The organism is Microbacterium panaciterrae (assembly GCF_039541635.1).
GTDB lineage: Bacteria > Actinomycetota > Actinomycetes > Actinomycetales > Microbacteriaceae > Microbacterium > Microbacterium panaciterrae.
The window spans coordinates 1-26,677 of the sequence record NZ_BAABGP010000016.1 but is presented as its reverse complement, the minus strand read 5'-3'; the positions used below and the strand labels follow the sequence as shown (position 1 = coordinate 26,677).

27 protein-coding genes and 1 tRNA gene are annotated in these 26,677 nt (G+C 69.7%); 15 read left to right on the top strand and 13 right to left on the bottom strand.

What is annotated here, in order from left to right; genetic code table 11:
* Positions 1-46 precede the first annotated feature (46 nt).
* Positions 47-592 carry a DNA modification methylase gene (locus tag ABD882_RS11485; protein ID WP_345187062.1) on the top strand — a complete coding sequence of 182 codons (546 nt, stop codon included), beginning with the start codon at positions 47-49 and terminating at the stop codon, positions 590-592.
* Positions 593-662: 70 nt separating this feature from the next.
* Here ABD882_RS11485 and ABD882_RS11480 read toward each other — a convergent pair whose 3' ends face one another.
* Together ABD882_RS11480 and ABD882_RS11475 are read right to left on the bottom strand one after the other, a co-directional pair.
* Positions 663-1,346 carry a response regulator gene (locus ABD882_RS11480; protein ID WP_345187060.1) on the bottom strand — a complete coding sequence of 228 codons (684 nt, stop codon included), beginning with the start codon at positions 1,344-1,346 and terminating at the stop codon, positions 663-665.
* Entirely contained in the window at positions 1,343-2,599 is a 1,257-nt protein-coding gene (locus tag ABD882_RS11475) for a sensor histidine kinase (protein ID WP_345187058.1), read from the bottom strand. Before ABD882_RS11475 ends, ABD882_RS11480 begins: the two co-directional genes overlap by 4 nt.
* Before the next feature lie 234 nt (positions 2,600-2,833).
* On the opposite strand from ABD882_RS11475, the gene phoU reads away from it, so the two are divergent.
* On the top strand, positions 2,834-3,544 hold the full coding sequence (gene phoU, locus ABD882_RS11470; protein WP_345187056.1) for a phosphate signaling complex protein PhoU: 711 nt from the start codon (positions 2,834-2,836) through the stop codon (positions 3,542-3,544).
* A 91-nt stretch (positions 3,545-3,635) separates the two neighbouring features.
* Here the strand turns inward: phoU and ABD882_RS11465 are convergent, their stop codons facing one another.
* Positions 3,636-4,379 (bottom strand): phosphoglyceromutase, encoded by a 744-nt coding sequence (locus tag ABD882_RS11465; RefSeq protein ID WP_345187055.1) that lies wholly within the window; start codon positions 4,377-4,379, stop codon positions 3,636-3,638.
* A gap of 124 nt (positions 4,380-4,503) precedes the next feature.
* On the opposite strand from ABD882_RS11465, the gene ABD882_RS11460 reads away from it, so the two are divergent.
* The gene (locus ABD882_RS11460) at positions 4,504-5,463 is read left to right on the top strand and encodes an intradiol ring-cleavage dioxygenase (protein ID WP_345187054.1); all 960 of its coding nucleotides are present in this window, start codon (positions 4,504-4,506) and stop codon (positions 5,461-5,463) included.
* 79 nt (positions 5,464-5,542) lie between these two features.
* Positions 5,543-6,364 carry a class I SAM-dependent methyltransferase gene (locus tag ABD882_RS11455; protein ID WP_345187053.1) on the top strand — a complete coding sequence of 274 codons (822 nt, stop codon included), beginning with the start codon at positions 5,543-5,545 and terminating at the stop codon, positions 6,362-6,364.
* A gap of 12 nt (positions 6,365-6,376) precedes the next feature.
* Here the strand turns inward: ABD882_RS11455 and pabB are convergent, their stop codons facing one another.
* The 4 genes from pabB to ABD882_RS11435 all read right to left on the bottom strand — a co-directional run bounded on the left by pabB (position 6,377) and on the right by ABD882_RS11435 (position 10,746).
* Positions 6,377-8,443, bottom strand: a complete 2,067-nt coding sequence (pabB, locus tag ABD882_RS11450) for an aminodeoxychorismate synthase component I (protein ID WP_345187051.1) — start codon at positions 8,441-8,443, stop codon at positions 6,377-6,379.
* Positions 8,444-8,473: 30 nt separating this feature from the next.
* Positions 8,474-9,625, bottom strand: coding sequence for a CAF17-like 4Fe-4S cluster assembly/insertion protein YgfZ (gene ygfZ, locus ABD882_RS11445; RefSeq protein WP_345187049.1), 1,152 nt, complete (start codon positions 9,623-9,625; stop codon positions 8,474-8,476).
* Positions 9,626-9,628: 3 nt separating this feature from the next.
* Positions 9,629-10,246 carry a nitrobindin family protein gene (locus tag ABD882_RS11440; RefSeq protein WP_345187046.1) on the bottom strand — a complete coding sequence of 206 codons (618 nt, stop codon included), beginning with the start codon at positions 10,244-10,246 and terminating at the stop codon, positions 9,629-9,631.
* Between the two features lie 206 nt (positions 10,247-10,452).
* Positions 10,453-10,746: a hypothetical protein gene (locus ABD882_RS11435; protein ID WP_345187044.1), complete on the bottom strand. Its 294-nt coding sequence runs from the start codon at positions 10,744-10,746 to the stop codon at positions 10,453-10,455.
* A 157-nt stretch (positions 10,747-10,903) separates the two neighbouring features.
* On the opposite strand from ABD882_RS11435, the gene ABD882_RS11430 reads away from it, so the two are divergent.
* The 7 genes from ABD882_RS11430 (at position 10,904) to pstB (ending at position 19,145) form a co-directional block, all read left to right on the top strand.
* Positions 10,904-11,596 (top strand): winged helix-turn-helix transcriptional regulator, encoded by a 693-nt coding sequence (locus tag ABD882_RS11430; protein ID WP_345187042.1) that lies wholly within the window; start codon positions 10,904-10,906, stop codon positions 11,594-11,596.
* A 56-nt stretch (positions 11,597-11,652) separates the two neighbouring features.
* On the top strand, positions 11,653-13,818 hold the full coding sequence (locus tag ABD882_RS11425; RefSeq protein WP_345187041.1) for an RNA degradosome polyphosphate kinase: 2,166 nt from the start codon (positions 11,653-11,655) through the stop codon (positions 13,816-13,818).
* Positions 13,815-14,822, top strand: a complete 1,008-nt coding sequence (locus ABD882_RS11420) for an NUDIX hydrolase (RefSeq protein ID WP_345187039.1) — start codon at positions 13,815-13,817, stop codon at positions 14,820-14,822. The genes ABD882_RS11425 and ABD882_RS11420 overlap by 4 nt, the downstream gene beginning before the upstream one ends.
* 127 nt (positions 14,823-14,949) lie before the next feature.
* The gene (locus tag ABD882_RS11415; RefSeq protein WP_345187036.1) at positions 14,950-16,077 is read left to right on the top strand and encodes a substrate-binding domain-containing protein; all 1,128 of its coding nucleotides are present in this window, start codon (positions 14,950-14,952) and stop codon (positions 16,075-16,077) included.
* A gap of 165 nt (positions 16,078-16,242) precedes the next feature.
* Positions 16,243-17,256: a phosphate ABC transporter permease subunit PstC gene (gene pstC / locus ABD882_RS11410; RefSeq protein WP_345187034.1), complete on the top strand. Its 1,014-nt coding sequence runs from the start codon at positions 16,243-16,245 to the stop codon at positions 17,254-17,256.
* A complete protein-coding gene (pstA, locus tag ABD882_RS11405) occupies positions 17,253-18,347 on the top strand; it encodes a phosphate ABC transporter permease PstA (RefSeq protein ID WP_345187033.1) in 1,095 nt (364 codons plus the stop codon). The genes pstC and pstA overlap by 4 nt, the downstream gene beginning before the upstream one ends.
* Before the next feature lie 18 nt (positions 18,348-18,365).
* Entirely contained in the window at positions 18,366-19,145 is a 780-nt protein-coding gene (pstB, locus tag ABD882_RS11400; RefSeq protein WP_345187031.1) for a phosphate ABC transporter ATP-binding protein PstB, read from the top strand.
* A gap of 111 nt (positions 19,146-19,256) precedes the next feature.
* Here pstB and ABD882_RS11395 read toward each other — a convergent pair whose 3' ends face one another.
* Together ABD882_RS11395 and ABD882_RS11390 are read right to left on the bottom strand one after the other, a co-directional pair.
* Positions 19,257-20,147 carry an aminodeoxychorismate lyase gene (locus ABD882_RS11395; protein ID WP_345187029.1) on the bottom strand — a complete coding sequence of 297 codons (891 nt, stop codon included), beginning with the start codon at positions 20,145-20,147 and terminating at the stop codon, positions 19,257-19,259.
* Between the two features lie 188 nt (positions 20,148-20,335).
* On the bottom strand, positions 20,336-20,965 hold the full coding sequence (locus ABD882_RS11390; RefSeq protein ID WP_345187027.1) for a DNA-directed RNA polymerase subunit beta: 630 nt from the start codon (positions 20,963-20,965) through the stop codon (positions 20,336-20,338).
* Between the two features lie 63 nt (positions 20,966-21,028).
* Here ABD882_RS11390 and ABD882_RS11385 point away from each other — a divergent pair.
* Both ABD882_RS11385 and ABD882_RS11380 read left to right on the top strand, forming a co-directional pair.
* Positions 21,029-21,101, top strand: a tRNA-Lys gene (locus ABD882_RS11385).
* Positions 21,102-21,152: 51 nt separating this feature from the next.
* Positions 21,153-21,527, top strand: a complete 375-nt coding sequence (locus ABD882_RS11380; protein ID WP_345187025.1) for an A1S_2505 family phage non-structural protein — start codon at positions 21,153-21,155, stop codon at positions 21,525-21,527.
* Between the two features lie 37 nt (positions 21,528-21,564).
* Here ABD882_RS11380 and ABD882_RS11375 read toward each other — a convergent pair whose 3' ends face one another.
* Positions 21,565-21,963, bottom strand: coding sequence for an arsenate reductase ArsC (locus tag ABD882_RS11375; protein ID WP_345187023.1), 399 nt, complete (start codon positions 21,961-21,963; stop codon positions 21,565-21,567).
* Between the two features lie 10 nt (positions 21,964-21,973).
* Positions 21,974-22,582 (bottom strand): TetR/AcrR family transcriptional regulator, encoded by a 609-nt coding sequence (locus ABD882_RS11370; RefSeq protein ID WP_345187021.1) that lies wholly within the window; start codon positions 22,580-22,582, stop codon positions 21,974-21,976.
* A 140-nt stretch (positions 22,583-22,722) separates the two neighbouring features.
* On the opposite strand from ABD882_RS11370, the gene ABD882_RS11365 reads away from it, so the two are divergent.
* Positions 22,723-24,357 (top strand): amidohydrolase, encoded by a 1,635-nt coding sequence (locus ABD882_RS11365; protein WP_345187020.1) that lies wholly within the window; start codon positions 22,723-22,725, stop codon positions 24,355-24,357.
* A gap of 54 nt (positions 24,358-24,411) precedes the next feature.
* On the opposite strand, the gene ABD882_RS11360 is transcribed toward ABD882_RS11365, so the two are convergent.
* Complete coding sequence (locus ABD882_RS11360; protein ID WP_345187018.1) at positions 24,412-24,969, bottom strand: DUF1697 domain-containing protein; 558 nt, start codon at positions 24,967-24,969, stop codon at positions 24,412-24,414.
* Positions 24,966-25,547, bottom strand: a complete 582-nt coding sequence (locus ABD882_RS11355) for an isochorismatase family protein (RefSeq protein ID WP_345187017.1) — start codon at positions 25,545-25,547, stop codon at positions 24,966-24,968. The genes ABD882_RS11360 and ABD882_RS11355 overlap by 4 nt, the downstream gene beginning before the upstream one ends.
* Positions 25,548-26,231: 684 nt before the next feature.
* Between ABD882_RS11355 and ABD882_RS11350 the strand changes: the two genes are divergently transcribed.
* Positions 26,232-26,615, top strand: coding sequence for a hypothetical protein (locus ABD882_RS11350; RefSeq protein ID WP_345187015.1), 384 nt, complete (start codon positions 26,232-26,234; stop codon positions 26,613-26,615).
* Positions 26,616-26,677 lie beyond the last annotated feature (62 nt).

The window sequence follows — 26,677 nt, the reverse complement described above, 5'->3', positions numbered from 1 at the left end:
CCTAGAATGGAGCCTGGATCGTCACGTGAAGCTTCCAGGAGGAACCGTGAAATCGCGCCTTGCTGCGTCCATCGCCCTCAGTGCCCTCATCATCGTCGGCGCCACAGGGTGCTCGATGATCTCGCCGCAGGCGACCACCATCGACTACGCCGCCTCGGATGGCGCGAACGTGCCGAAGAGCGGCCCGATCGAGGTGCGCAACGCCTTCGTCGTCGTCGACAAGGCCGGCACCACCGGCAACCTGGTGGCCGGTCTGGTCAACACGACCTCATCCGCGGCGACCATCCACATCACCATCGGCGAGGGAGCGGGCCAGAGCGTCCGCGTCCCCGCCCAGAAGGCGGTCAGCCTGGGCGGCGACGCCGAGCAGCCGCTGCGCTTCGAGGGCATCGACGCCAAGGCCGGCACGACCGTCAAGGTCTACTTCCAGTCCGGCGACGCCCAGGGCATCACCTACGACATCCCCGTGCTCGACGGCACGCTGCACTACTACTCGACGCTGGTGCCGACGGCCCAGCCGACCCCGACGAAGACCCCGGTCGCCCCCGCGGTCGAGCCGACGCCGACTCCCAGCGAGACGCCGGTCGGCTGACCCGCCGACACGACGAGAAGGCTCCCCGATCCATGCGGATCCGGGAGCCTTCTTCTCGTGTGAGGGGCGGTCAGCCTTCGAAGCGGTAGCCGAGGCCGCGGACGGTCACGAGCATGACCGGCTCCGACGGGTTCTGCTCGATCCGGGAGCGGATCCGCTTGATGTGCACGTCCAGGGTCTTGGTGTCGCCGAAGTAGTCGCTGCCCCAGACCCGGTCGATCAGCTGGCCGCGGGTGAGCACGCGGCCGGAATTGCGCATGAGTACCTCGAGCAGTTCGAATTCCTTCAGCGGCATATTGATCACGGCGCCGTCCACCGAGACGGTGTGCCGATCGAGGTCGACCGTGACCCTGCCGCCCTCCAGGATCCGCTCGTCGATCTCCTCTTCGGCCTGCACGACCCGGCGCAGCACCGCACGCATCCGGGCGAGCAGCTCCCGGGAGGAGTAGGGCTTGGTGACGTAGTCGTCGGCGCCGAGCTCCAGTCCCACCACGATGTCCACCTCGGAGTCCTTCGCGGTGAGCATGATGATCGGCACGGCCGAGGTGGTGCGGATCTGCCGGCACACCTCGGTGCCCGGCATGCCCGGCAGCATCAGGTCGAGCAGCACGATGTCGGGGCCGCTTTCGCGGAACAGCGCCAGGGCCGTCGGGCCGTCCTCGGCGATCTCGACCTCGTACCCCTCCCGGCGCAGCAGGTAGGCGAGCGGGTCGGCGAGATCTGGCTCGTCTTCGACGAGGAGGATGCGGGTCATACGAGTTCTCCGGAATCGGTGCGGACGGCGTCCGCGGTCGTCGGGCGGGGCGCGGCCTGGCGCAGTGCCGCGCGCTTCTTCTTGTCCTTCTTGCTCTTCTTGTCCTTCTTCTTGCGCCGGCCCTCATGAGGATCGCCCTCCGGGGCGGGGATCTGCGGCAGGCGCATCGTGAAGGTGGATCCGCGGCCGGGACGCGACCACAGCCGCACCTCTCCGCCGTGGCGCTGCGTGGCGTGCTTGACGATGGACAGGCCGAGCCCGGTGCCGCCGGTGCGGCGGGAGCGGGCCTCGTCCGCGCGGTAGAAGCGCTCGAAGATGCGCTCGCGATCGGACTCGTCGATGCCGATGCCCTGGTCCGCCACCGAGATCTCCACCACACCGTCCTCGGTGCGCACCCCGACGCCGACGCGCGAACCGCGCGGCGAGTACACGATGGCGTTCGCGATGAGGTTGCCGACGGCCTCGATCAGGATCTGCCCGTCACCGCGCACCCAGGCGCCGCGATCGCCGCCCCGGGTCAGCTCGACGCCGGCCGAGGCCGCCTGCACGGCGTGCGCCTCGACGCTGGTCGCGACGACCTCGTCGATCGCGACCGCTTCGAACCCGCCCAGGCCGTCCGCGGACTGCAACCGCGACAGGCTCATGATCCGGCCGGTGAGCTGGCCGAGCCGCGCCGCCTCGGCCTGGATCCGGGTCGCGAAGGCTCGCACCTGCGCAGGATCGTCGGCCGCGGACTCGATCGCCTCCGCGAGCAGGCTGACCGCTCCCACCGGGGTCTTCAGCTCGTGGCTGGTGTTCGCCACGAAGTCGGTGCGCATCTGGTCCAGGCGCTCCTGCTCGGTCACGTCCCGGATGATGAGCAGGCTCAGCCGGGGCCCGATCCAGCTCGCCCTGACCGCGACCAGACGCGGAATCAGGCTGTGCCCGCCCTGCGTGAGCCGGAAGGTGCTCGTCTCCGAGCCGCCCTGGCGCACCGCCCGCACCAGCTGACGCAGCTCCGGGTGCTCCAGCGTCGAACCGAGAGCGATCCCGAACCGCGACGCGGCCGACGAGGCCGAGATGACCATGCCCGACGGATCCACCGCGCATGCGGCGTCATCCATCGCGGCCAGCACATCGGTGAGCCCTTCGGGCAGTTCTGCGGACGCCTCCGCGCGGGCGGAGATCCTGGCCCGCCACGCGAGCGCGATCATCGCGGCGATGCCGGCGCCGATCACCACACCCAGCACCAGGGCGAGCAGAGTGCTGTCCATGTTCTCCAGCGTAGAGGTCGTTTCCCGCATCTCCCGCCGGATTCCAGGGGCAGCGCACTCCCGCGGCGGTACTATTCACGAGCGTGGCACCAGCTGTTAACCTTCGCCGAAGACAATCAGCACGTGCGTGCTACGAATGACGCACACGCATCGTCCCGCGCTCACTCTGCGCGACGACGTGCGTTTCGGACCCGCCAGAACCGAATGGGCCGCTAGAACGAAAGGTGCGCTGCCATGCGCGAAGTCTTCCACCAGTCCCTCGAGGACCTGCAGGCGCGGCTCGTCGAGATCGCCGACCTCGTCGCCGTGTCGATCGAGAAGGCCACCCGCTCGTTCGCGACCAGCGACGTCGCGCTGGCCGAGGAGGTCATCGCCGACGACACCAAGATCGACCTGCTCGCGGTCGCCCTCGACGAGCAGGCGATCGAGATCCTGGCCCGTCAGCAGCCGGTCGCCCGCGACCTGCGCATCGTCGTGACCGCCCTGCGGGTGAGCGCCTCGCTCGAGCGCATGGGCGACATGTCGGAGCACATCGCGCAGCTCGCGCGGCTGCGGTTCCCCGAGCGTGCCATCCCGAAGGGCCTGAAGGGCACTTTCACGCGGATGGGAGAGCTGGACGTCGAGATCGCGCGCACCCTCTCCGAGCTGCTGCGCACGCAGGACCTGCGCTACGCCGACACGATCCGCAACGCCGACGACGACGTGGACGAGCTGCACGCCAACGTCTTCGACAAGGTCCTCAGCGACAACTGGAAGGGCGAGGCCGGCGCGACCGTCGACGCCACCCTGGCCAGCCGCTACCACGAGCGCTTCGCCGACCACGCGGTCGCCGTCGCGAAGAAGGTCGTCTACCTGGCCACCGGCGACTGGGCCGTCGCCGAGGAGGACATCGCTCTCGCCGTCGAGGCGCAGGCCGAGGCCGAGGCCGGATCCGGTCACGCCTGAGCCCGCGCGTCGACGCCCCCTCTGACCGTCGAAGCCCCCCGGCAGCCGCGTGGCTGCCGGGGGGCTTCGACGGTGCGAGGGGGCTGCGGCGTTACTTCTTGCCCTGGTTCGCGACCGCGGCGGCTCCGGCGGCGGCGGCCTCCGGGTCGAGGTAGCGGCCGGGGCCGGTCGGCACGTTGTTCTCGTCGAGCTCGTAGACCAGCGGTATCCCGGTCGGGATGTTCAGCTCGGCGATGTCGCCGTCGCTGATCCCGTCGAGGTGCTTCACGAGACCGCGCAGGGAGTTGCCGTGCGCGGTGACGAGCACGGTCTTGCCGGCCTCGAGGTCGGGCACGATCGCGTCGGCCCAGTACGGCAGCAGCCGGTCGATCACGAGCTTGAGCGACTCGGTGCGCGGCACCTCGCCGTCGATGCCGGCGTAACGCGGGTCGTTCACCTGGCTGAACTCGCTCGCGTCGTCGAGGGGCGGCGGCGGCACGTCGAAGGAACGGCGCCACAGCTGGAACTGCTCGGGGCCGAACTCCTCCAGAGTCTGGGCCTTGTCCTTGCCCTGCAGGGCGCCGTAGTGACGCTCGTTGAGGCGCCAGGAGCGGGTCACCGGGATCCAGAGCCGGTCGGCGGCTTCGAGGGCGATGTCCGCGGTCTGGATCGCGCGGCTGAGCAGCGACGTGTGCAGCACGTCGGGCAGGATCCCCGACTCGGCGAGCAGCTCACCGCCGCGGCGGGCCTCGTCGCGTCCCTGTTCGCTGAGGCGGACGTCCACCCATCCGGTGAACAGGTTGCGTTCGTTCCACTCGCTCTGGCCGTGGCGGAGCAGGATGAGAGTGCGGGTCATGCTCTCAGCCTATTAGGTGCGCTGTGCCGGTCAGAAGCGAGGCGACCCCTTATGACGGTCACGCCTTATGGCGGGCATAGGAAGGGCACAGGATCCGATCGAGTCGGCTCGGCAGGATACAGACATGAGCGCCATCCCCGACCCGACACAGACCCCTGCCGGCCCGGCCTACGAGGGCCGCCTGCTCGACCGCCCGGACGAGGAGGTCGTCGATCAGGGCGCGCCGTTCGACATCCGCACCCTGATGTCGCGGCGGATGGTGCTGAGCCTGGTCGGGCTCGGTGCCGGCGGCGCGGTGCTCGCGGCCTGCGCCCCCGCGATCGCGTCCGGCGCCACCGCCACACCGACCCCCACGCTGACGACCACCCCGAGCCCGACGGGAACCAGTGCGGCGACGACCGCGGTCCCCGCCGCCGAGATCCCCGACGAGACGGCCGGCCCGTTCCCCGGAGACGGCTCGAACGGCCCGGATGCGCTGACGGACTCCGGGATCATCCGCCAGGACATCCGCTCCAGCATCGGCGGCGGCACCACGGCGGCAGGAGTCCCGCTCACGTTCTCGCTCAACCTCCTCGACATGGCGAACGGCGACGCCCCGTTCGCCGGCGTCGCCGTCTACGCCTGGCACTGCGATCAGCAGGGCAGGTATTCGATGTACTCCTCGGGTGTCGAGAACGAGACCTACCTGCGCGGCGTGCAGGTGGCCGACGCGAACGGCCGCGTGTCGTTCACCTCGGTCTTCCCCGGCTGCTATTCGGGCCGCTGGCCGCACATCCACTTCGAGGTGTACCCGACCGCCGCCGCCATCACCGACGCGTCGAACGCAATCGCCACCTCCCAGCTCGCCCTGCCCCAGGCCGCCTGCGAGGCCGTGTACGCGAGCGGCTACGACGGGTCGGCGCAGAACCTGGCGCGGGTCTCGCTCACCAGCGACACCGTGTTCGGCGACGACGGCGGAGCGCTGCAGATCGCGGCGATGACGGGCGATGCGGGCACGGGCTACACCGCGACCCTCACCGTGCGCGTGGACACGCGGACGGCGCCGACCGCCGGATCCGCGCCCGGCGGCGGCAACCGCCCCTGAGCCACGGACGCGGACCGGCGCGGGCCGGCGCGGACTCGCCGGCGAACGGAGGCGGCCGCGAACGCGGCAGGATGGAGGCATGGCGTCCTCCCCGCTCGGCCGTCCCACCCGGGGCACCACCGGCACCAACCGGCTGCGCCGCAACGACCGCTGGATCGCCGCCTCGCCGGCCTTCCGGCGCGCAGCGGATCCGCTCGTCGTGGATCTCGGCTTCGGCGCGAGCGGCGTGACGGCGTTCGAGCTCGCGGCGCGGCTGGTGCGCGTGCGCGCGGACGCCGAGGTGCTCGGACTCGAGCTGGATCCGGCCCGCGTCGCCACCGCCCAGGCTCAGCTCGCCGAGCTGCGCGACGGATCCGCGCACTTCCCCGCCGACCTGAACGTGTCGTTCGCGCGCGGGGGGTTCGAGGTGCCGCTGCCGGCCGGACGGCGCCCGGCGGTGATCCGCGCCATGAACGTGCTCCGCCAGTACGACGAGGCCGACGTGCCCGACGCGTGGCGGCGGATGGCCTCGCGGCTCGCCCCCGGCGGGCTGCTCGTGGAGGGCACCTGCGACGAGATCGGACGGATCGCGAGCTTCGTCGACGTGGATTCGGACGGGACGCCGCAGCGGCTCACGATCTCGCTGCGTCTCGCGGATCTGGAGCGTCCCTCGATCGTCGCGGAACGGCTGCCGAAGGCCCTCATCCACCACAACGTGCCGGGCGAGCGGATCCACGCGCTGCTCGCCGACCTCGATCGGGAGTGGGAGCGCGCGGCCCCGCTGTCGACGTTCGGCGCGACGCAGCGTTTCCTCGCCGCGGTCGCCGCGCTCGTGGACGCCGGCCATCCGGTGCTCGGCACCCGGGCGCGCTGGCGACTCGGCGAGCTCACCGTGCCGTGGAGCGCGGTCGCCCCGGGCTGAGTCGATCCGACCTCAGCCTCGCGGGAACTCCGCCCCGGTCAGACGCAGCAGCGGACCCGCCTTGACGATCGTCTCGGCGTACTCGTCCTCCGCATCCGAGAGCGCGACGATCGCCCCGCCGACGCCGTAGTCGAGCACGCCGTCGTGCTGCACGAGCGTGCGGATCACGACGCTGAGATCGACCGCCCCGTCGAACGAGAAGAATCCGAGGGCGCCGCTGTAGAGACCGCGGGGGCCCGCCTCCAGGCGGTCCAGGATCTGGATGGTGCGCCGCTTCGGCGCCCCGGTCATCGATCCGGGTGGGAAGGCCGCGCGCACGCACGCCACCGGGGAGGTATCGAGGCGCGAGCGCACCGTGCTGACCAGCTGGTGCACGGTCGCATAGCTCTCGATCCGGAACAGTCCGTCAACGTGCACAGAGCCGAGCTCGGCCGTGCGCCCGAGGTCGTGCCGGACCAGGTCGACGATCATGAGGTTCTCGGCGCGATCCTTCTCGGATCCGGCGAGCTCGGCTGCGATCCGCGCGTCCTCGGCCGTTGTCACGCCGCGCGGCCGGGTGCCCTTGATCGGGCTGGACTCGACGGCGCCGTCGGCGCTGATCCGCAGGAAGGTCTCGGGCGAGGTGCTCAGCACGCTCACCCCCGCGATACGCAGGAAGGCCCCGAACGGTGCCGGGTTCTGCGTGCGCAGCGCGAGGTAGGCGGCGAGTGGATCCAGGTCCTCGTCACTGTGCAGCAGGTTCGTCAAGCAGACCTCGTACGTCTCGCCGGCGGCGATCTGCTCCTGTGCCTCGGCGATCAGCCGCAGATAGTCGTCGTGGGAGTGCCGGGCGGTGAGTGCGAGCGGCGCCGGACCGTCCGCGAACGGCACGGGGGACGCTTGATCCGTCTCGAGCGCGGCAGCATTGAGCGCGGCGATCTGCGCTGCGGTGCGTTCGATCCAGGCCGCGTCGTCCAGGGCGAGGAGGTGCAGCACGCGCTCGTCGTGGTCGATCACGACCGCGCGGTCGAGCCGCACCAGGAGGGCGTCCGGGGTCGCGGAACGACGGGTGTGCGGGGACCCGCACTCGGCGCGCAGCTCATAGCCGAGCGCGCCGACCCAGCCCAGCGCGAACGGCAGATCGCCCCGCTCGGTGCGGGTCGCGGCGAGCTCCGCCTCCAGCCAGTCGAAGAAGCCGCTCGGCACGACCCGCTCCCGGTCGGCCTCGCGCACGGTCACGGTCCCGGCCTGCACATCGGCGAGCGCGGTGACGAGCTCGTCCCCTCCGCCCAGGATCGAATACCGCGCACGCGGATCCTCCGGCCGGTTGCCGTCCAGCCAGACGGCATGCTCCGCCCCGCCGAAGAGCGCGGAGAACAGCACGGCGGAGTCGTGCCGCAGCGGCAGCGGCCGCCGGAGCACCGGCCGGGCGACGGGCAGGTCCGACTCGTGACGGCGCGGTGCCGCATCCTCGACCGGCCGGGCCGGGTCGGCCGACGCCCGCACCAGGGCGACGAAGTTCGCCATCATGCGGGTGCCGTCGGGGGTGCCGATCGATTCGGGGTGGAACTGCACGCCCCAGAGCGGCAGGGTGCGGTGCCGCAGGCCCATGATCACGCCGTCGTCCGCGACCGCCGTGACCGCCAGCTCCGCCGGCATGTCGTCGACCATGAGCGAGTGGTAGCGCACCACCTCGAGCGGCGACGGCAGGCCCTGGAACGGCCCGGTCCCGTCATGGCGCACCGTCGAGGGCCGACCGTGCCGCGGCTCGGGCGCGCGCAGCACCCGGGCCCCGAACGCGGCCGCGAGCCCCTGATGCCCCAGGCACACCCCGAACAGCGGGATCCGCCGTGCCGCGCAGATCCGGATCGCCTCGGCGCAGATCCCGAAGTCCGCCGGCCGCTGCGGATCTCCCGGCCCCGGCGAGAGGACCACCGCGTCGTAGGCGTCGAGCACCGACGGATCCCAGCCGTCCCAGTCGTTGGGCACGACGTCGGGAGGTCCGCCCGCCGTGGCGGCGATCTGGTGCACGAGGTTGTACGTGAACGAGTCGTAGTTGTCGATCAGCAGCATCCGCAGCGGACGCTCCCCGGGCATCATCGCGCCCCTGAGGTCACGCAGCGCATCGCGTCAGAGGGCGTCGGGTGTGCTCGGCCGGCGCGGATCCGGCGCCGACGGGCGGCGGGACAGCCGGGTCAGCCTCGGCACGTCCGCCGTGGCGCCGGCGTCGGCCGGGACGATGATCTCCTGCGCGGCGGCGACGTCCCCATCCGGGGTGCGCACGACCAGGTCGCCGATCGGCGCACGACGGGACAGGATCGCGAGCGCGATCGGGCCGAGCTCGTGATGACGGGCGACGGACGTGATCCGGCCCACCTCGTCGGAGTCCTCCGCCCCGGCGAGCACGGGCGCGCCGGGAGCGGGCAGCAGGTCGTCGCTGCCGTCGAGGTGCAGCGCCGCGATCCGGCGCGGCGGGTGGCCGAGGTTGTGCACCTTGGCGACGGTCTCCTGGCCGCGGTAGCAGCCCTTGTTCAGGTGCACGGCGCTGCGGATCCAGTCCGTCTCGTGCGGCAGGGAGCGGTCATCCACCTCCGTGGCCCAGCGCGGACGCCAAGCCGCGACGCGCAGCGCCTCGGCGGCGAGCGCACCGGCCCAGACGGCGTCGGTCTCGGCGGCGAGCGCGGTGGCGGTGGCGGCATCCACCACGGCCGTGCGCCAGTGGTAGCCGGCGCCGGGGTGCTCGCCCAGGTGGTACTGATGCCCGCCGGGCTGGATCGAGGGCCACGGATCCGTCCAGATCACGGCCGTGCCGTGAGGGGCGAGCGCGGCGCGTTCGGCACGCTGCTCGGCGTCGCCGCCCGCGAAGAACCCGATCACGATGAGCTCCACGCGCACGCGCACGGTCACGTCGGCGCGGAACACCATCCGCTGCAGCCAGGTCGCCAGCGGCGCGGCATCGGCGGCATCCGCGAGCAGCCAGGTCGACGCGCCGTCGTCGAACACGGCGGCGACGTGCTCGACGCGCCCCTGCGGATCCAGAACGAGCAGTTCGGTGCTCTGTCCCGCGCCGAGGTGCGCGACCGACTGCGAGGTGATCGAGTCGAGCCAGGTCAGTCGCTCGGCTCCGGCGAGTTCGATCACCGTGCGGTCACCGAGCGGCGCGAGCGCGGCGCCGCGCTCCAGCGCGCGCTGCTCGCGGATCGGGTCCCCGAAGTGCGCCACGACGGATCCTTCGGACGCCGTGTCGAGGACGGCCCCGGGAAGTGCGGAGAACGGATCCATGGCTCAGACCTTCGCCAGCCGGGCGGAGGCGTGCGAGCGCAGCTCGGTGCCGAGGGCCGCGATGTCCCAGGCCCAGAGCAGATGCCCGTCCACCAGGCCGTACATGCGCGAGGCCGCGCCGTAGTTCTTGGCTCCCGCGGCGCGCACGATCGCGTCGGTGGCGATGTCGACGCGGGGTCCGTCGATGCGGCCGAGGTAAAGCTCGAGGGCGCCGTCCGAGTGCGCGATCGACACCTCGAGCGGGAAGCCGCCCTCCGCCAGGCGCAGGGCCTCCACATCGTCCGCGGTGCGCGCGGCGGTGCGCGGCTCGCGCGGGGGCAGCAGAGCGGGCCCCGCGTCAGCGGCGCCGGCCGGGCGCGCGAGGCGCCAGAAGCCGGTCTCGGCGACGAGCGCGACGGGTTCGCCGCCCTCCGGCGTGTAGGTGGCGGACGCGGCGTAGTTCAGGAACGGGCCGCCATCGTGGCTGAAGCTCGCGCGGTGCGCGAATTCGCCGGCATAGCGGTGCGTGCCGCCGTCGGCGTCCGTGATCTCGTAGTCGATGACGCCGGTGCCTTCCCAGACGCCGAGCAGCCACGACAGCGGAACGATGTCGGCGGGCAGATCCGTGGGCAGATCGAGCATGGTGGCCCTCTCTCAGCGTGCGGGCTGTGCGCGGGTTCCGGTGCGGCGGGCGCTGATCAGCGCTGGCCGCGGAACAGGTTGACCAGAACGGCACCCGCGCAGAAGGCGATCGCGAGACCCGCCAGTGCCAGGAGGCCGACGAAGAAGAGTTCCAGCGCGACGATGTCCATACGACTACTCTATGCCGTCCGCGCGGGCCGGCGGCGTCAGACGGTGAACAGCGAGGCGACGCCGAAGCCGACCGAGAACAGCCCCATCACCAAGAGCGCGCCGAGGCTGCCCGCGGCCACCCGCAGGATGAATCCCTTGGTCTCCCCGCGCACCAGCTGCACCGCGAAGGAGAGCAGCACGCAGATGCCGAAGCCGATGATGTACCAGGTCATCATGGTGCGATCCGGTGCGAAGATGCCGATCACGATCGCACCGATCGCGGCGACGGCCCACGTGACGACGAGGCCCACGAGGGGGCTGCGCGGGGCGAGGGCGGGGTCAGCGGCCATGCGCCCATTGTCACCCATCCGCGCTGTGAGCGCACCGCACCGCCGAAACCCGCACCATCCGCCGCGATCCGCCCATCCGCCCGGGGCAGGCCGGTCCGTCACGCAGGGGCCAGGGTCGCTCACCACTGAGTAGAGTGTCGGCAGGAAAGGATTCCGCTTGGCTCAACTGCTGGTTCTGACCTCGTCTCCCGCTGCGGAGCCGGTCCTGCCCGCCCTGGAGCTGCTCAGCCACCGGGTCCGCACCATTCCCGCACAGCCAGCGGAGCTGGTCACCGCGCCGGACGCCGATGTCGTGATCGTCGATGCGCGCACCGACCTCGTCGCCGCGAAGTCGCTGTGCACGCTGATCCGCACGACGGGGCTGCGCGGCCCGCTGCTGCTGGTGATGACAGAGGGCGGCTTGAGCGCGGTCAGCGGCGACTGGCGGATCGACGACGTGCTGCTGCACAACGCCGGCCCCGCCGAGATCGACGCGAGGATCCGGCTCGCGCTGTCCCGCGAGGAGTCCGCCGCCGAGCCGGTCAGGGTGCAGACGTCCGGGCTGACGATCGATGAGCAGTCCTACTCCGCGAAACTGCGCGGGACTCCTCTCGATCTCACCTACAAGGAGTTCCAGCTGCTGCACTTCCTCGCCACGCACCCGTCCCGGGTGTTCACGCGCGAGCAGCTGCTCAGCGAGGTCTGGGGCTACGACTACTTCGGCGGAACCCGCACGGTGGACGTGCACGTGCGGCGTCTGCGCGCCAAGCTCGGCGACCAGGAGCACATCATCGGAACCGTGCGCAACGTCGGCTACCGGTTCAACGTCGACGAGGAGGAGACCCGCCCGGTCTCCCCCGGCACCCGCTGATCCTGCGGGCCCGACTCGTTCACACGGGTGTCACCCTCCGGTGCTTAGATGTACGCATGATCGATCCCGCACTGGCTGATTCCGGTCTCGGAGATGCCGAGGACGACGACTTCGACGCGCTCGTGGCGCCCGACGACTCGTCGCTCCCCGACAACCGCTACCTCGACCGCGAGCTGAGCTGGCTGGCGTTCAACCAGCGCGTGCTCGAGCTCGCCGAGGATGAGACGCTGCCGGCGTTGGAGCGCGCGAACTTCCTGGCGATCTTCGCGAGCAATCTGGACGAGTTCTTCATGGTGCGCGTCGCGGGTCTGAAACGGCGCATCCTCACCGGTCTCGCGGTTCCCACCAACGTGGGTCGGTCGCCCTCCGACGTGCTGGCCGACATCTCCGCTGAGGCGCACCGGCTGCAGCTGCGGCACGCGCAGGCCTGGACCACGCTGGTCCGCCCCGACCTCGCGGTGTCCGGGATCGCGGTCGTCGACTGGGACGACCTCGACGGCGAGGCGAAGGCCGAGCTGACCGACTACTTCCAGAGCAACGTCTTCCCGGTGCTGATGCCGCTGGCCGTCGACCCGGCCCACCCGTTCCCGTACATCTCCGGGCTGTCGCTGAATCTCGCGATCCGGATCCGCAACGCGCGCACGGGGCGTCAGGAGTTCGCGCGCCTGAAGGTGCCGCCGATGCTGCCGCGTTTCGTGGAGGTTCCCGGCACGGCAGGCGCGCAGCAGTTCATCCGGCTCGAGGAGCTGATCGCCAACCACCTCGACGACCTCTTCCCCGGCATGGAGGTGCTGGATCACCACGCGTTCCGGCTCACCCGCAACGAGGATGTGGAGATCGAGGAGGACGAGTCCGAGAACCTCATCCAGGCGCTCGAGGCCGAGCTGCTGCGCCGCCGGTTCGGCCCGCCGATCCGTCTCGAGATCACCGACGACATGGACGAGGTGACGCTCGACCTGCTCATCTCCGAGCTCGACATCACCGATCAGGAGATCTACCGCCTCCCCGGTCCGCTGGATCTGCGCGGCCTGTTCGACCTGTCCCGCATCGACCGCCCCGATCTGCACTACCCGCCGCACCTGCCCACCACGGCGGTGGCCTTCAAGCCCGGCGCGAACGAGCGGATCGACATCTTCAAGGCGATCCGCAAGGCGGACGTGCTGGTGCACCACCCGTACGAGTCGTTCACGACGAGCGTCGTGTCGTTCCTGGAGCAGGCGGCGCGGGATCCGCACGTGCTGGCCATCAAACAGACGCTCTACCGCACCTCGGGCGACAGCCCCATCGTGCAGGCGCTCATCGACGCGGCGGAGTCCGGCAAGCAGGTGCTGGCGCTCGTCGAGGTGAAGGCGCGGTTCGACGAGGCGAACAACATCGTCTGGGCGCGCAAGCTCGAGAAGGCGGGCGTGCATGTCGTCTACGGCCTCGTCGGGCTGAAGACGCACTGCAAGCTCGCGCTCGTGATCCGCCAGGAGGAGGGCACCCTCCGGCACTACTCGCACGTCGGCACCGGCAACTACAACCCGAAGACGAGCCGCATCTACGAGGACTTCGGCCTGTTCACCAGCGACCCTCAGGTCGGCAAGGACCTCACCCGGCTGTTCAACGAGCTCAGCGGCTACGCGATCGAGAAGAAGTTCAAGCGCCTGCTCGTCGCCCCCCTGCATCTGCGCAAGGGCCTGCTCCGGCTCATCGAGCGGGAGCGCCAGAACGCGCTCGACGGCAAGCCCGCGCACATCCGCATCAAGGTGAACTCCCTGGTCGACGAGCAGATCATCGATGCGCTCTACCGGGCGAGCGTCGCCGGCGTCCCCGTGGAGGTGTGGGTGCGCGGCATCTGCAGCCTCCGCTCTGATCTGCCCGGCGTCACCGACAACATCACGGTGCGCTCCATCCTCGGCCGCTACCTGGAGCACTCGCGGATCTTCGCGTTCCACAACGAGGGCGATCCGCAGGTCTTCATCGGCAGTGCCGACATGATGCACCGCAACCTCGACCGCCGCGTGGAGGCCCTGGTGCGGGTCACCGATCCCGCGCATGTCGACGAGCTGCTGTCGTTCTTCGACCGGGCGATCTCGCCGGAGACGGCGTCGTGGCATCTGGGCGCCGAGGGCGAATGGACGCGACGCGCGTTCCGCGATGACGGCACCGCGCTGATCGACCTGCAGGATAGGACCATGTCGGAGATCCAGAAGCGGCGGCGAGCCAGGGCGGTCCGATGAGCTCCGGCGGCACAGGTCCCGCCGTCGCCACGGCGGACACCACGGGGATCACGGTCATCGCGGACCGCCCGGATCGCGCCGTCTACGCGGCCGGCGGGCTGGTCTGGCGCGTCGTGGACGACAAGGTGCGGATCCTGCTGATCCACCGCACCAAGTACCGGGACGTCACGCTGCCCAAGGGCAAGGTCGATCCGGGCGAGATGCTCGCCGAGACGGCGGTGCGCGAGATCTTCGAGGAGACCGGCATCAGAGTGGTGCTCGGCGCTCCGGTCGGCGTCTCCCGGTACACGATGGCGAACCGCAAGCAGAAGGTCGTGCACTACTGGGCCGCCGAGGCCACCGACGAGGCCGTGCGCGCCTCGGCGTTCGTGCCCAATCGCGAGATCGCCGCCCTCGAGTGGATGAGCGTGAAGAAGGCACGCGCCCGGCTCAGCTACCCCGTCGACGTGGAGATCCTGGAGGCGTTCGCGAAGCTCATCGCCGACGGCGCCCTGCGCACGTTCCCTCTGATCGTGCTGCGCCATGCGAAGGCCGCCAATCGGGGCGTCTGGCTCGGATCCGACGCCACCCGCCCGCTCACCCCGCGCGGCAGGGCCCAGGCCGATGCGATCGTCGGACCGCTGCGCGCGTTCGGCGTGCAGAAGATCGTCACCAGTGATGCGCGCCGCTGCGTGGAGACGGTCAAGCCGCTCGCGAAGTCCCTCGACCTCAAGCTCACGAAGACGCCGCTGCTCAGCCAGGACGCCTGGGACGAGGGCGAATCGGATCCGCGCGCGGTCGTCGGAAAACGCGTCCGGGCCGGCAAGGCGACCGTGCTGTGCAGCCACGGCCCGGTGCTGCCGGACATCCTCCGGGAGATCGCCCTCGCCACCGGCACCATGCGCGGCTCCTACCTCGGCAGCGCCTCCGCCCTCGAGGTCGGCGCGTTCAGCGTGGTGCATCTCAGCGCCACGAACCCCGGATCCGGCATCATCTCGATCGAGACCCACCTCCCGAAGATCTGACGCGCTGCGCAGCGGATCCCGTTCACCGCCCGTTTACCTTCGATCTTTGAACGCGTAATAGTCGACGCATATCGTCTGGCGTGGCCCTGCACCGGGCTACCTCCCGACACAGCGAAGGACTTACACCGTGAAGGTCAACAGCATCACCAAGCTTGGCGCCGTGGGCGCACTCGCCGCGATCGCGCTCGCGGGCTGCTCCGCCACCCCCGCCGCGACCGGCACTGACAGCCCCTCTGCGGCGCCGACCTCCAGCGAGGTGACCTCGAAGCTGGATGCGTCCCTCACCGGCACGATCACCGCGGGCGGCTCCAGCGCCCAGGCGAACGCGCAGGCCGCGTGGGTCGCCGCGTACAACGCGCAGGTCAAGGGCGTCACGATCAATTACGACAAGTCGCAGGGCTCGGGCGGCGGCGTCACCAACTTCCTCAGTGGCGCGTACGACTTCGCGGGCTCCGACTCGCCCCTGAACGCCGACCAGACCACCGCGTCGAAGAGCCTGTGCACCGCCGGCGGCCTCAACATCCCGGTCTACCTCGACGGCGTCGCCATCATCTTCAACATCCCCGGCGTGACGAGCCTCAAGCTCAGCGGCGACACGATCGCGAAGATCTTCTCCCTGAAGATCACCGACTGGTCCGACGCCGCCATCACGAAGGACAACGGCACCGCGCTGCCCGCCGGCAAGATCACCACGGTGGCGCGCTCCGACGGCTCCGGCACCACGGCGAACTTCACCAACTACCTGGCCGCCACGCAGAAGACCGATTGGACCTACCCCGCGGGCAAGGACTGGCCGGTCGAGGGCGACGTCTCAAAGCAGAAGGGCGGCTCGGGTGTGGTCCAGGCCGTCGAGGCCGGCACCGGCACGATCGGATACGCCGACCACTCCGCCATCGGCAAGCTGAACAGCGCCGCGATCCTGCAGGACGGCACGGCGATCTCGTTCAGCGCCGCTGCCGTCTCGAAGACCTTCGAGGTCGCCGCGGTCGACGCGTCCAACGGCGTCCCGGGAGACCTGTCCAAGAAGTTCGACTACTCGAAGCTGACCGCCGGGACGTACCCGATCCCGCTGGTCTCGTACGCCGTCGCGTGCGCCGCCTTCAAGACCCCGGCACAGGCCGCGCTCGTGAAGTCGTACATCGGCTTCGTCGACAGCACCGTCGGCCAGCTGGTCGCCGCGAAGAACGCCGGCGCCGCGCCGCTTCCCGCGTCCGTCCTGAAGGCCGCGCAGGAGACGCTCGCGACCATCAAGTAAGTTGAGTTCCGGTCAGTCCGGATCGGCCCCCTTGCGGGGTCGATCCGGACTGGGCAGAGCAGCCGCCTCCGGCGGAGGTTCTGCCGAGTTCTCTCTGACCCGACTCCTTCCGGCACCTGCCGGAACAAGCAGAAAGACGCGAGATGCGAAATCGAGTGTGGGACCGTGACTGATGTCGCGCAGCGGGATGCCGCATCCATCGCCGTCCCCGTGAATCTCGTCGCAAAGCGTCGCGCGGGCGACAAGTTCTTCCTCGGCCTTTCCACGACGGCCGCTGCGTCGATCATGGTGATCCTCGCCGGCGTCGCGATCTTCCTGATCGTCAAGGGCCTGCCCGCGATCACGGCGAACTGGGAGTCCGACCACGATCTGGCGGGCTACCAGAACAAGGCCTGGGGCAACTTCTGGAACTACGTCGCGCCCCTGCTCTGGGGAAGCATCTGGTCGGCCCTGATCGCGCTCGTCCTCGGCGCCCCGGTCGCGATCGGGATCGCGTTGTTCATCTCGCACTACGCGCCACGGCGGCTCGCCGGCGCGCTGGCCTACGTGGTCGATCTGCTCGCGGCCGTCCCGTCGATCGTGTTCGGCCTGTGGGGCATCATCGTGATGCGACCGTTCCTGCTGCCGCTCGCCGAATTCCTGCATCAGTACCTAGGCTGGATCCCGCTGTTCCGCGGACCCGTGTCGAGCACGGGCTCGACCATGCTGGCCGGTGGCGTGGTGCTCGCCGTGATGATCCTGCCGATCGTCACGGCGTTGACGCGTGAGATCTTCCTGCAGACGCCGCGGCTGAACGAGGAGGCTGCGCTCGCGCTGGGCGCGACCCGCTGGGAGATGATCCGGCTGGCCGTGTTCCCGTACGCGCGCAGCGGCATGGTGTCGGCGATCCTGCTGGGCCTGGGCCGGGCGCTCGGCGAGACCATGGCGATCGCGCTGATCATCTCGCCCTCGCTGCTCTTCTCGACGGCGCTGCTGACCGACGGCTACAACTCCCAGACGATCGCCGCGAACATCGCGCTGAACTTCCCGATCGCCACCGACATCCAGCGCTCCGCACTGATCGGGACGGGCCTGATGCTGTTCGTGGTCTCGCTGGCCGTGAACATGATCGCTCGCGGCATTCTCGGACGGTCCGAACGCAAGACACGCACCGCTCCGAAGATTGGAAAGCGCGTATGAGCGCCGCCAGCCCTGCTCCGGTCGTCGCTCAGCCGTTGAATCTGACCAGCGGACAGCTGCCGAGATGGATCGAGCCTGCGACCGCCCTCGGCGCGGCCGCTGTCGTCGCAGCCGTGCTCCTGGTGCTGCAGAACTTCAATCCGGCACTGTGGCTGTTCCTCACAGGCGTGTGCTACCTGATCGCGATCGGCGTCGGCTCCGGCATCGTCGAGAACCGCCGCAAGGCCACCGACCGGGTCGTGCGCGGCCTTGTCGTGTGTGCGTTCGTGCTCGCGGTCGCACCCCTGATCTCCACGCTGTGGACGGTCGTCGCCCAGGGCCTCAGGGTGCTGAACTGGGACTTCGTGACCAAGGTCGGCGGAAGCGTGTTCGACCCGAACACGCTGGCCGTCACGAACACGCCGGGCGCGCTGCAGGCCGTCGTCGGAACGCTGATCATCACCGGAATCGCCGCGCTGATCTCGGTGCCGATCGGCATCCTCGCCGCCGTGTATCTCACCGAGTACGCGCTGCCGAACAATCCGATGCGCCGCATGATCACGTTCCTCGTCGATGTGATGACGGGCATCCCCTCGATCGTCGCCGGCCTGTTCGCGTTCTCGTTCTTCGCGCTCATCGTCGGCCCGAAGGCGTTCAGCGGGTTCTCGGCGTCGATCGCCCTCTGCGTGCTGATGATCCCGATCGTGATCCGCTCCACCGAGGAGATGATCCGACTCGTCCCGAACGAGCTCCGCGAGGCGTCCCTCGCCCTCGGCGTTCCGCGTGCGGCGACGATCATCAAGGTGGTGCTCCGCACCGCTGCGAGCGGGATCGTCACGGGCGTCGTGCTGGCGGTGGCGCGCGTCGTGGGCGAGACCGCACCGATCTTCATCGCCGCGAGCTTCACCGACAACTTCAACGCCGACCCGTTCAACGGCCCCATGCAGACCCTGCCGGTGATGGCCTACACGGCCTACAGCTTCCCCGGCAAGGACATCGAGGCATCCCAGGCGCAAGCGTGGGGGGCCGCGTTGCTCCTGGTCATCGTGGTCGTCATCTTCAACCTCATCGCTCGGATCGTCGCGAAGGCATTCGCACCGAAGAGCCGCTAACTCAGGAAGGCACACAGCGTGTCCAAGAGCATTGAAGTCAATGATCTGAACGTCTACTACAGCGATTTCCTCGCCGTAGAGGGTGTCTCCATGAACATCGCCCCGCGCACCGTGACCGCCTTCATCGGCCCCTCCGGGTGCGGGAAGTCGACGTTCCTGCGGACGCTGAACCGGATGCACGAGGTGATCCCCGGCGCGACCGTCCAGGGCAGCGTGCTGATCGACGGGGAAGACCTGTACGGCCCCGGCGTCGACCCTGTGCTGGTGCGCCGTCAGGTGGGTATGGTGTTCCAGCGCCCGAATCCGTTCCCGACGATGTCGATCAAGGAGAACGTCCTCGCCGGCGTCCGCCTGAACAACAAGCGCATCTCGACCTCCGACGCGAACGACCTCGTGGAGAAGTCGTTGCGCGGCGCGAACCTCTGGAACGAGGTGAAGGATCGCCTCGACAAGCCCGGCGCGGGGCTCTCCGGCGGTCAGCAGCAGCGTCTCTGCATCGCGCGGACCATCGCCGTGGAGCCGCAGGTCGTGCTGATGGACGAGCCCTGCTCCGCGCTGGACCCGATCTCGACCTTCGCGATCGAAGAGCTCATCTCCGAGCTCAAGAACGAGTTCACGATCGTCATCGTGACGCACAACATGCAGCAGGCGTCACGGGTCAGCGACAAGACCGCGTTCTTCAACATCGCCGGCACAGGCAAGCCCGGCAAGCTCATCGAGTACGCCGACACCGCGACGATCTTCACGTCGCCCAAGGAGCAGGCCACCGAGGACTACGTCTCCGGCCGCTTCGGGTGAGCACGGCCGCGGTCGCCATGAGCGCACCCGGGCTCGAGAAACCACTTTCAGCATGAGACACCACGCCTGACGTGGTGTCTCATGCTGAATCTGGTTTCTCGCCGAGCCGGCTCAGTCGCGCGGCGAGAGCAGGTAGGCGTTGAGGGCGGCAGTGAACGTCCGGTCGACGGCCAGTCGCGCTTCGTCGATCGCCGCGATCGGGGCGGCGAGGCGCACGCTCGAGACGAGCCAGGCCTGATCCGCACCGGCGAGGTTGGTCGTCGGGACCGTCTCGTAAGCCGTCGCGAAGCCCTGCTCCTCCAGGTGCGAGAACAGGCTGATCTGCGTCGTGCCCTGCAGGATCCCGCCGTGCGGCGCCGGCGTGACGAAGCGGTCGCCGAAGCGCAGGATGAGCGACGCCGTGGGTGCCTCCAGCACGACGCCGTCGGTGGTCACGAAGATCGCGTCGTCGGCCCCGCGCCGGTGCGCCTCGCGCAGCGCCGCCATGTTGACCGCGTACGAGAGCGTCTTCGCGCCGAGCAGCAGCCACGGCGAGCGCTCCGCCGCACCGCTGTCGTAGCCGCGATCGAGGGTGACGACGCGGATCCCCTCCGTGCGGGCGATCGTGAAGTCGCCGGCCGGTGCAGCGGTCACCCAGGCGGTGGGAGCGGGCCCGTGATCGACGCCTCGGCTCAGGATGAGCTTGATCACCCATTCCCCCGGCCCGCACTCGGCCGCCGCGATCGCGATCGCCTGACGCCACTGCTCTCGGTGCGGCTCCGGCAGGTCGCACAACTCGGCCGAATGCGCCAGACGCTGAACGTGCGGCTCGACCTCCTGGGCATGCCCGTCGACGACGCCGATCGACTCGAAGATCCCGTCGCCGCGCTGGGTGCTCAGCTCGCCCACGCTGAGGGCCGGAGCACCGGGGTCGATCCGGCGGAAGCTGTCGCTGAAGTCCGCACGCTCCTCGTCCGTGGTCTCGGCAGGAGTGATCAGCAGGGCGAATCGGGCTGCGGCCATACGACGAGCCTAGAGCCTCACCCGACGCGCCCGAGAACGCGCTTGCACGGCTCCGACGGGAATACCTCGGACGACCTCGCGTTACACTGGATCAGCCGGGCCGCATAACCCCGGGCTCCATTTTTTGCCGCTGCGAGCGGCCTTCCGCCGAGAGGCGTTCATGCGGCCCGGCTTCTTCGTGTCCGGCCTCAGGTCAAGGATCCCCCGCGCCATGCCCCCGCCGAGGCGGTGAGATCCTGCGCATAGGTGCTGAGCCGGGCGGCCCTGGTGGTGAGCTCGCTGGCACGGTCGGGCTCGGTCGGCTCGTAGTCGTCGGCGAAGTGCGTGGCGCCCGACGCCTGCACCCGGCAGAACGCCGCCGCCCGCTCGAGGGCGATCGCGAAGTCGCCGGAGAACGCCCCGCGCAGGATCGTGTCGATGAGCGCGACGAGCTCCTCCGGGCCGGCCGGAGCAGGCGCCCCCGCGACGAGCGGATCGACGGACGGCAGCTCCACCCGTCCGCGTTCGTGCAGCAGGGCGGCCGTCGACGGGTCTGCGTGGATCGACGCCTGGAGCAGGTAGAGCCGCCACAGCGCACCGGGCAGCGATACGGCAGGGCTCTTCGCCCACAGCTCCGCGACCTCGTCGATGCCGTGCTCGGTGGCGTACGCGACGAGCCGCTCCGCGCTCACACCGCTGTCGTCCGCCCGCACCCGCGCCAGCAGCGCCGAGGCGGTCGCGTGCGCCATCCTGGTCTGCTCGGCCGGATCGTGCGATCCGAGCAGGTTGTCGAAGGTCTCCGGAGGACGACGAACGGGACGGGGGAAGGACGCGGGCACCGACCCAGGGTACGCGCGCTGCCCGAATGGCGCACACACTCCGGAGCCCTAGACTGGAACCACGGGCCTCTAGCTCAGTTGGCAGAGCATCGGACTTTTAATCCGCGGGTCGTGGGTTCGAGCCCCACGGGGCCCACTTCAGCGAGACCGGCGGCGTCTCGCCCTCCTCCGATCGATCGGAGCCCATATGGAGATCACACCGAGACGGATCACGGAGCTGGAGCCGGACGAGGTGTTCGTGTTCGGCTCGAACGCGGAGGGCGCGCACGGCGATGGCGCGGCGCTGATCGCGTACGAGCGGTTCGGCGCGGTCTGGGGCGAGGGTCACGGCCACCAGGGACAGACGTACGCGATCGACACCATGAGCGGGCTCGACGAGCTCGCCGCCGAAGCGCAGGCCTTCATCGACTACGCCGCACAGCACGCCGAGCTGAGGTTCTTGCTGACGCCCGTCGGCTGCGGGATCGCCCGCTACACGCCCGCCCAGGTGGCGCCGATGTTCCGTGGTGCATCAGAGAACGTGACGATCCCGGAGTCGTTCGTCCCGTATCTCGGATCCTGACGCACGCCAGCAGCGCGGCGCCTGTTCCCGAGGAGCCTCAGATCCCGAGGCTCGTCAACAGCCCGCGCACGCGCTCTTCGATGTCGTCACGCACACCGCGGACGAACTCCACGCCCTGGCCCGCCGGGTCCTCGAGCTCCCAGTCCTCGTAGCGCTTGCCGGGGAAGATCGGGCAGGCGTCGCCGCAGCCCATGGTGATCACGGCGTCGGCCTCGCGCACGTCCTCGGTGCGCAGCAGCTGCGGGACAGCCGCGGTGATGTCGATCCCCTTCTCCGCCATCACGGCGACAGCCGCGGGGTTGATCTGCTCCCCCGGTTCGGATCCGCCGGAGCGCACCTCGACGCGGTCGCCGCCGAGCGCACGGGCGAATCCGGCGGCGATCTGCGAGCGGCCGGCGTTGTGCACGCACACGAACAGGATCAGGGGACGCGCCATGCCGTCAAGCCTATCCGCGCGGAACCGCCAGCGGCGCCCCGGCCTGCCGCGCGAACAACGCGATCGCGCGCTCCGCGTCGGCGACGGTGATGCTGCCGCCCGCGACGATGTGCAGGCCGTAGGCGTCCTCCAGGGCGACGAAGTTCATCGCGATGTCTTCGAGCGGACCGGTGAGGGCGAAGTCGCCGCTCTCGACCCCCGCGGCGAGGATCCGCCGGTACAGTCCGAGCTGCTCTCCGTAGAGCTGCTGCACGAGCTCGTCATGCAGCGGAGACTTGCCCGCGAGCACGTCGAACTCGTAGAGCAGCCGCATGAGCGCGTCATCGGGGCCAGACGGCAGCCCCGCACGGATCGCGATCGCGAGCTGCTCCGCAGGATGCGCCGCCTGCGCGACGAGTGCCTCGCGTTCCTCTCCGACCCGGCGCATGCCCGCGGCATGGGCCTCTACGAGGATCGCGTCGAGATCCTCGTAGTAGTACAGCAGCGCGCCCCGAGTCACACCGGCCTGGTTCGCGACGTCCGTCAGCGAGAGGTTGCGCAAGCCGTGCTCGGCGGCGGCGTCGAGCGCGGCGTCGACCACTTCACGTCGGCGCCGTTCCTGGGTGCTGGGACGTGCCATGAAGCCAGTATCGCAGTCCCCTGGCGCACTCCCGGCCATCGCGAAAGAGTTTCTTGACTTCTGAGTGAATTAATTTACTCTTAAGTCAAAGAACTGTGCGCAACACCGAGACGCGCCCCGAACACGAAGGAGCATCCGACATGGCGGTCGACACCCTCTACACCGGCGGACGCGTCCGCACCTTCGACCCCGACCAGCCGTGGGCCGAGGCCATCGGCATCACCGGCGACCGGATCGCCTACGTCGGATCCGCCGCCGATGCCCCCACCGCGCGGCACACGATCGCCCTCGAGGGGCGTCTGGTCACCCCGGGCGTCGCCGACACCCACAACCATCTGCTGCTGGGCTACGACGACCTCGCCGTCAGCCTGGATCAGGTGCAGAGCCTCGATGTGGTGCGCGCCCGCATCGGCGCGTTCGCCGAGCAGCATCCCGACCTCGAGTGGATCTGCGCCGAGAACGCGCTCTATTCGGTGGTGCAGGATCGCCGCCCGAACGCCGACGACCTTGCCGGGGTCACCGACCGCCCCGTCTTCATCACGACCTACGATCAGCACTCCGTGTGGCTGAACCGCCCCGCCCTGGCCAAGCTCGGCATCCTGAACGGCGCGGACATCGCCTGGGGCAACCCCGAGATCGACCGCGCCACGGGCGAGCCCACCGGCTGGGTCACCGACTTCTACACGAGCGCGATGACGATCGACGGCCTCGCCCAGCTGCAGCGCGACATCCCGATGTACTCGCCGGATCGCCGGTACCGCAAGATCGTGAACAGCCTCGACATGGCGGCGCGCTTCGGGATAACGACCGTCGTCGAGCCGCAGGTGCCGCTCGCCGAGCTGCCGCTGTTCGCGCGCGCCGAGCGCGAGGGCCGCCTCCGCTCCCGCACGATCGCCGCGATCTACCACCCCGTCGGCGCCGACGGTGACTTCCGCACCCGGATCACCGACGCGATCCGGGACACCCCCCAGCACGAGCGGTTCCGCCTCGGCCCAGTCAAGCTGTACGCCGACGACGTGATCGAGCCGCACACCGCGGCGATGCTCGAGGACTACGCGAACCGCCCGGGTCACCGCGGGCACACCAGCCTGGATCCGCTCGAGTTCACGAAGCTGTTCGTCGAGCTCGACCGGCTCGGCTACCAGGTGCACACGCACGCGACCGGCGACTGGGGGATCCGCCTGACGCTCGACTCGATCGAGGCCGCCCAGCGCGCCAACGGCGTGCGCGACGCGCGCCACGGCATCGTGCACGTCGAGTGCCTGGCACCCGAGGATCTCCCCCGCTTCCGCGACCTGGGCGTGGTCGCGGCGATGCAGCCCCGGCACGCCTCGCCCGACCTCGTCGCGGGCACCTGGATGGAGAATGTCGGCGAGGCCCGCTGGGATCGCGCCTGGCGGTTCCGCTCGATGATCGAGTCCGGCGCGCGCGTGACGTTCTCGAGCGACTGGCAGGTCGGGGAGATGGATCCGCTGGTCGGCGTGTACAGCGCGATGACCCGCGACCGCCTGGACGGCGGCGACGCGTGGACCGTCGGCGAGCGCCTGGATCTGGACCGCACGCTCGAGGCGTACACGAAGGGCGGCGCAGACGCGTTCCACCACGAGAACGCCCTCGGCATGCTCCGACCCGGCTACCTGGCCGACCTCGTGGTGTGGTCCGGAGACCTGTACGCCATGGAGCCCGCCGAGATCCTCGCGCAGCACGCCGATCTCACGGTCGTCGGCGGATCCGCGATCCACGACGTCCGCGGGGAGGCCGGCGGCCACGAGTAAGCCTGCGCCTGAAGCCGCGCCCGGCTGAGCTCGGACCGGATCCGGGGTGAGGCCTCAGCGGGTCGGAGCCGCCGTGAGCTCGGCGAGCTTCTGCACGGTGCGGAGGTTGCGGGCGGTGCCGGCGACACCGAGGGCGCGGTCGAGCACGGGGCGGGTCAGCTTCGACAGGTGCACCCCCGCACCGAAGTCGATCCACAGATCCGCACCGCGCAGCGCGATCCGCTCCTCGGGCAGCAGCCGCGCGGTCAGCGCCTCGATCGCGTCGGTCTGCGGATCCCACTCCAGGAACATCGCGTGCAGCATCTTGTCGCTGGACGCATCCGGGAACGGGTTCTCGGCGAGCGCGGCGACCAGCTGTGCGTGGGTGCGCGGGATCACCGGAGTGTCGACGTCGAACGCCTCGGCGATCAGGGTGCGGATCTCCGAGGCCGCAGCCGCAGGATCCTCCGTGGCATCGGCGATCACGTTGCCGCTCGCGATGTAGGTGGCCACCACGCCCAGCTCCAGCCGCGCAGTCATCAGCCCGCGCAATTGTGCCATCGGGACGCGATTGCGTCCGCTGACGTTCACGGCTCGCAACAGGTAGGCGCACCGCTGGGGAGCCGCGCTCACGCGGCGTCGCCGTCGATCAGCTCCGCGCCCGCATGCGCGAGCTCGGCCAGGGCTGCAGCGCTGGATTCAGCACCGACACCCGCCACGAGATCGGTGCGGATCCGCACGTGCACCCCATGGGAGATCGCATCCGACGCGGATGCGCGCACGCAGTGATCCGTCGCGATGCCGACGACGTCGGCTGTGAGCACACCGTGCGCGGACAGGATGCCGGCGACGGTCTCCCCCGCCTCTGTCACGCCCTCGAACATCGAATAGGCGGGCTGGCCCTGTCCCTTGACAACGTGATGCGTGACCGCTGCCGTGTCCAGCAGCGGGTCGTACTCGGCGCCGGGCGTGCCCGCGATGCAGTGCACGGGCCAGCTGTCGACGTAGTCGGGCTCGGCCGAGAAATGCCCGCCGTTGTCGCCGGTCGCATCGTGCCAGTCGCGGGAGGCGATCACGACGTCGTAGTCGGCGGCATGCGCGTGCAGGAGCGCGCTGACCCCGGCGGCCACAGCGTCGCCCCCGGTGACGGCGAGCGCGCCCCCTTCGGTGAAGTCGTTCTGCACGTCGACGATCAGCAGCGCGCGAGTCATGATCCGAGCGTACGCCGTAACGGAGAAACCCCCTCCGAAGAGGGGGTTTTCAGTGGAGCCGCCCAAGGGATTCGAACCATGATTGCTGGTCTGACCTGGCGTTACTCCACTGAATTGTCGGGCACCGGCAGGCACGTCAATCCCGCGTCGGGCCTGACCGCCATCCGGCCCGCAGCATAAGTTGGCCTGGACTGAGCTCTGCTGCTAACCCTTCGAGCAGCCGTCAACGAAGGAGCCGTAGTCGCCGGCTCTGGCGGAGGTGACGATTGTTTTCGTCGCTGCGGACCGGGGGATCACTGCCACAACATAGCCCGAACCTGACGCAGACTTGCACGCGACGAGTACGGACCACCCGGCCGGATCTTTCCCATCGTCATACGACGGGGACTTCCCGATCACGTTTTGCGAGATGTCGAGGATGATAAACGGCCCTTGCAGTGCGTTCTCAGTCTGCTCCAGCGTCTCGCCGACGAGCTGTTCAGGCGGGGGCGGCGCAGGTGTACAGCCGGCCAGAGTCGCAGCCGCTAGAGCAGCCGCAGCCACGCCAAACAGGCGCTTGGTCCTTACCATTCCGACCTCGATTCCCGATCAAATTCAACCCTTTCGGTCCCGAAGTTCTCCTGTCAAGCTCAACTCGCAACGGGGGGTCGTTGAGTGATCCCCCATTAACCGGAGGATATTTCAATGGAGTTCAAGAATCGTGTGTTGAGCCTTCTTGGGGGAGTCGCGCTCGTCGCTGCAAGCGTACTGATGGCAGTACCGGCACAGGCCGTGGAAGGTACCCCACCCACACCAGCACCGAATGCGCCCGCCACGCCAAGCGACATCGTGCCGGCCAGGCCGGTGTTTGGCACGACGTACAAGGTCATCAACATCGAAGCCTCCCCCGGATGGATCGACTACACCCAACCCATTGCACAATGCACCTCGAACGGTGGCACGTGCACCATCGCGAAGGGCCAGAGTGCGACGACGACAATCGATATCTCGACTGGGATCACACGTGACACGATCGCCGCGAGCCTCGGCATCTCGTCCTCTCACACGGTCTCGCTCGACGTGTCCTGAATCGGCCTGGGATCGTCGGAGGGCATGATCTAACCGAGGAGTAGATTCATGCCCGCTTTGAA

Coding starts and splice junctions, on each gene's coding strand:
- ABD882_RS11480 (WP_345187060.1), bottom strand. CDS start 1,346: ATGACCCGCATCCTCCTCGTCGAAGACGAGCCAGATCTCGCCGACCCG.
- ABD882_RS11475 (WP_345187058.1), bottom strand. CDS start 2,599: ATGGACAGCACTCTGCTCGCCCTGGTGCTGGGTGTGGTGATCGGCGCC.
- phoU (WP_345187056.1), top strand. CDS start 2,834: ATGCGCGAAGTCTTCCACCAGTCCCTCGAGGACCTGCAGGCGCGGCTC.
- ABD882_RS11465 (WP_345187055.1), bottom strand. CDS start 4,379: ATGACCCGCACTCTCATCCTGCTCCGCCACGGCCAGAGCGAGTGGAAC.
- ABD882_RS11460 (WP_345187054.1), top strand. CDS start 4,504: ATGAGCGCCATCCCCGACCCGACACAGACCCCTGCCGGCCCGGCCTAC.
- ABD882_RS11455 (WP_345187053.1), top strand. CDS start 5,543: ATGGCGTCCTCCCCGCTCGGCCGTCCCACCCGGGGCACCACCGGCACC.
- pabB (WP_345187051.1), bottom strand. CDS start 8,443: ATGATGCCCGGGGAGCGTCCGCTGCGGATGCTGCTGATCGACAACTAC.
- ygfZ (WP_345187049.1), bottom strand. CDS start 9,625: ATGGATCCGTTCTCCGCACTTCCCGGGGCCGTCCTCGACACGGCGTCC.
- ABD882_RS11440 (WP_345187046.1), bottom strand. CDS start 10,246: ATGCTCGATCTGCCCACGGATCTGCCCGCCGACATCGTTCCGCTGTCG.
- ABD882_RS11435 (WP_345187044.1), bottom strand. CDS start 10,746: ATGGCCGCTGACCCCGCCCTCGCCCCGCGCAGCCCCCTCGTGGGCCTC.
- ABD882_RS11425 (WP_345187041.1), top strand. CDS start 11,653: ATGATCGATCCCGCACTGGCTGATTCCGGTCTCGGAGATGCCGAGGAC.
- ABD882_RS11420 (WP_345187039.1), top strand. CDS start 13,815: ATGAGCTCCGGCGGCACAGGTCCCGCCGTCGCCACGGCGGACACCACG.
- pstA (WP_345187033.1), top strand. CDS start 17,253: ATGAGCGCCGCCAGCCCTGCTCCGGTCGTCGCTCAGCCGTTGAATCTG.
- ABD882_RS11395 (WP_345187029.1), bottom strand. CDS start 20,147: ATGGCCGCAGCCCGATTCGCCCTGCTGATCACTCCTGCCGAGACCACG.
- ABD882_RS11380 (WP_345187025.1), top strand. CDS start 21,153: ATGGAGATCACACCGAGACGGATCACGGAGCTGGAGCCGGACGAGGTG.
- ABD882_RS11375 (WP_345187023.1), bottom strand. CDS start 21,963: ATGGCGCGTCCCCTGATCCTGTTCGTGTGCGTGCACAACGCCGGCCGC.
- ABD882_RS11370 (WP_345187021.1), bottom strand. CDS start 22,582: ATGGCACGTCCCAGCACCCAGGAACGGCGCCGACGTGAAGTGGTCGAC.
- ABD882_RS11365 (WP_345187020.1), top strand. CDS start 22,723: ATGGCGGTCGACACCCTCTACACCGGCGGACGCGTCCGCACCTTCGAC.
- ABD882_RS11355 (WP_345187017.1), bottom strand. CDS start 25,547: ATGACTCGCGCGCTGCTGATCGTCGACGTGCAGAACGACTTCACCGAA.
- ABD882_RS11350 (WP_345187015.1), top strand. CDS start 26,232: ATGGAGTTCAAGAATCGTGTGTTGAGCCTTCTTGGGGGAGTCGCGCTC.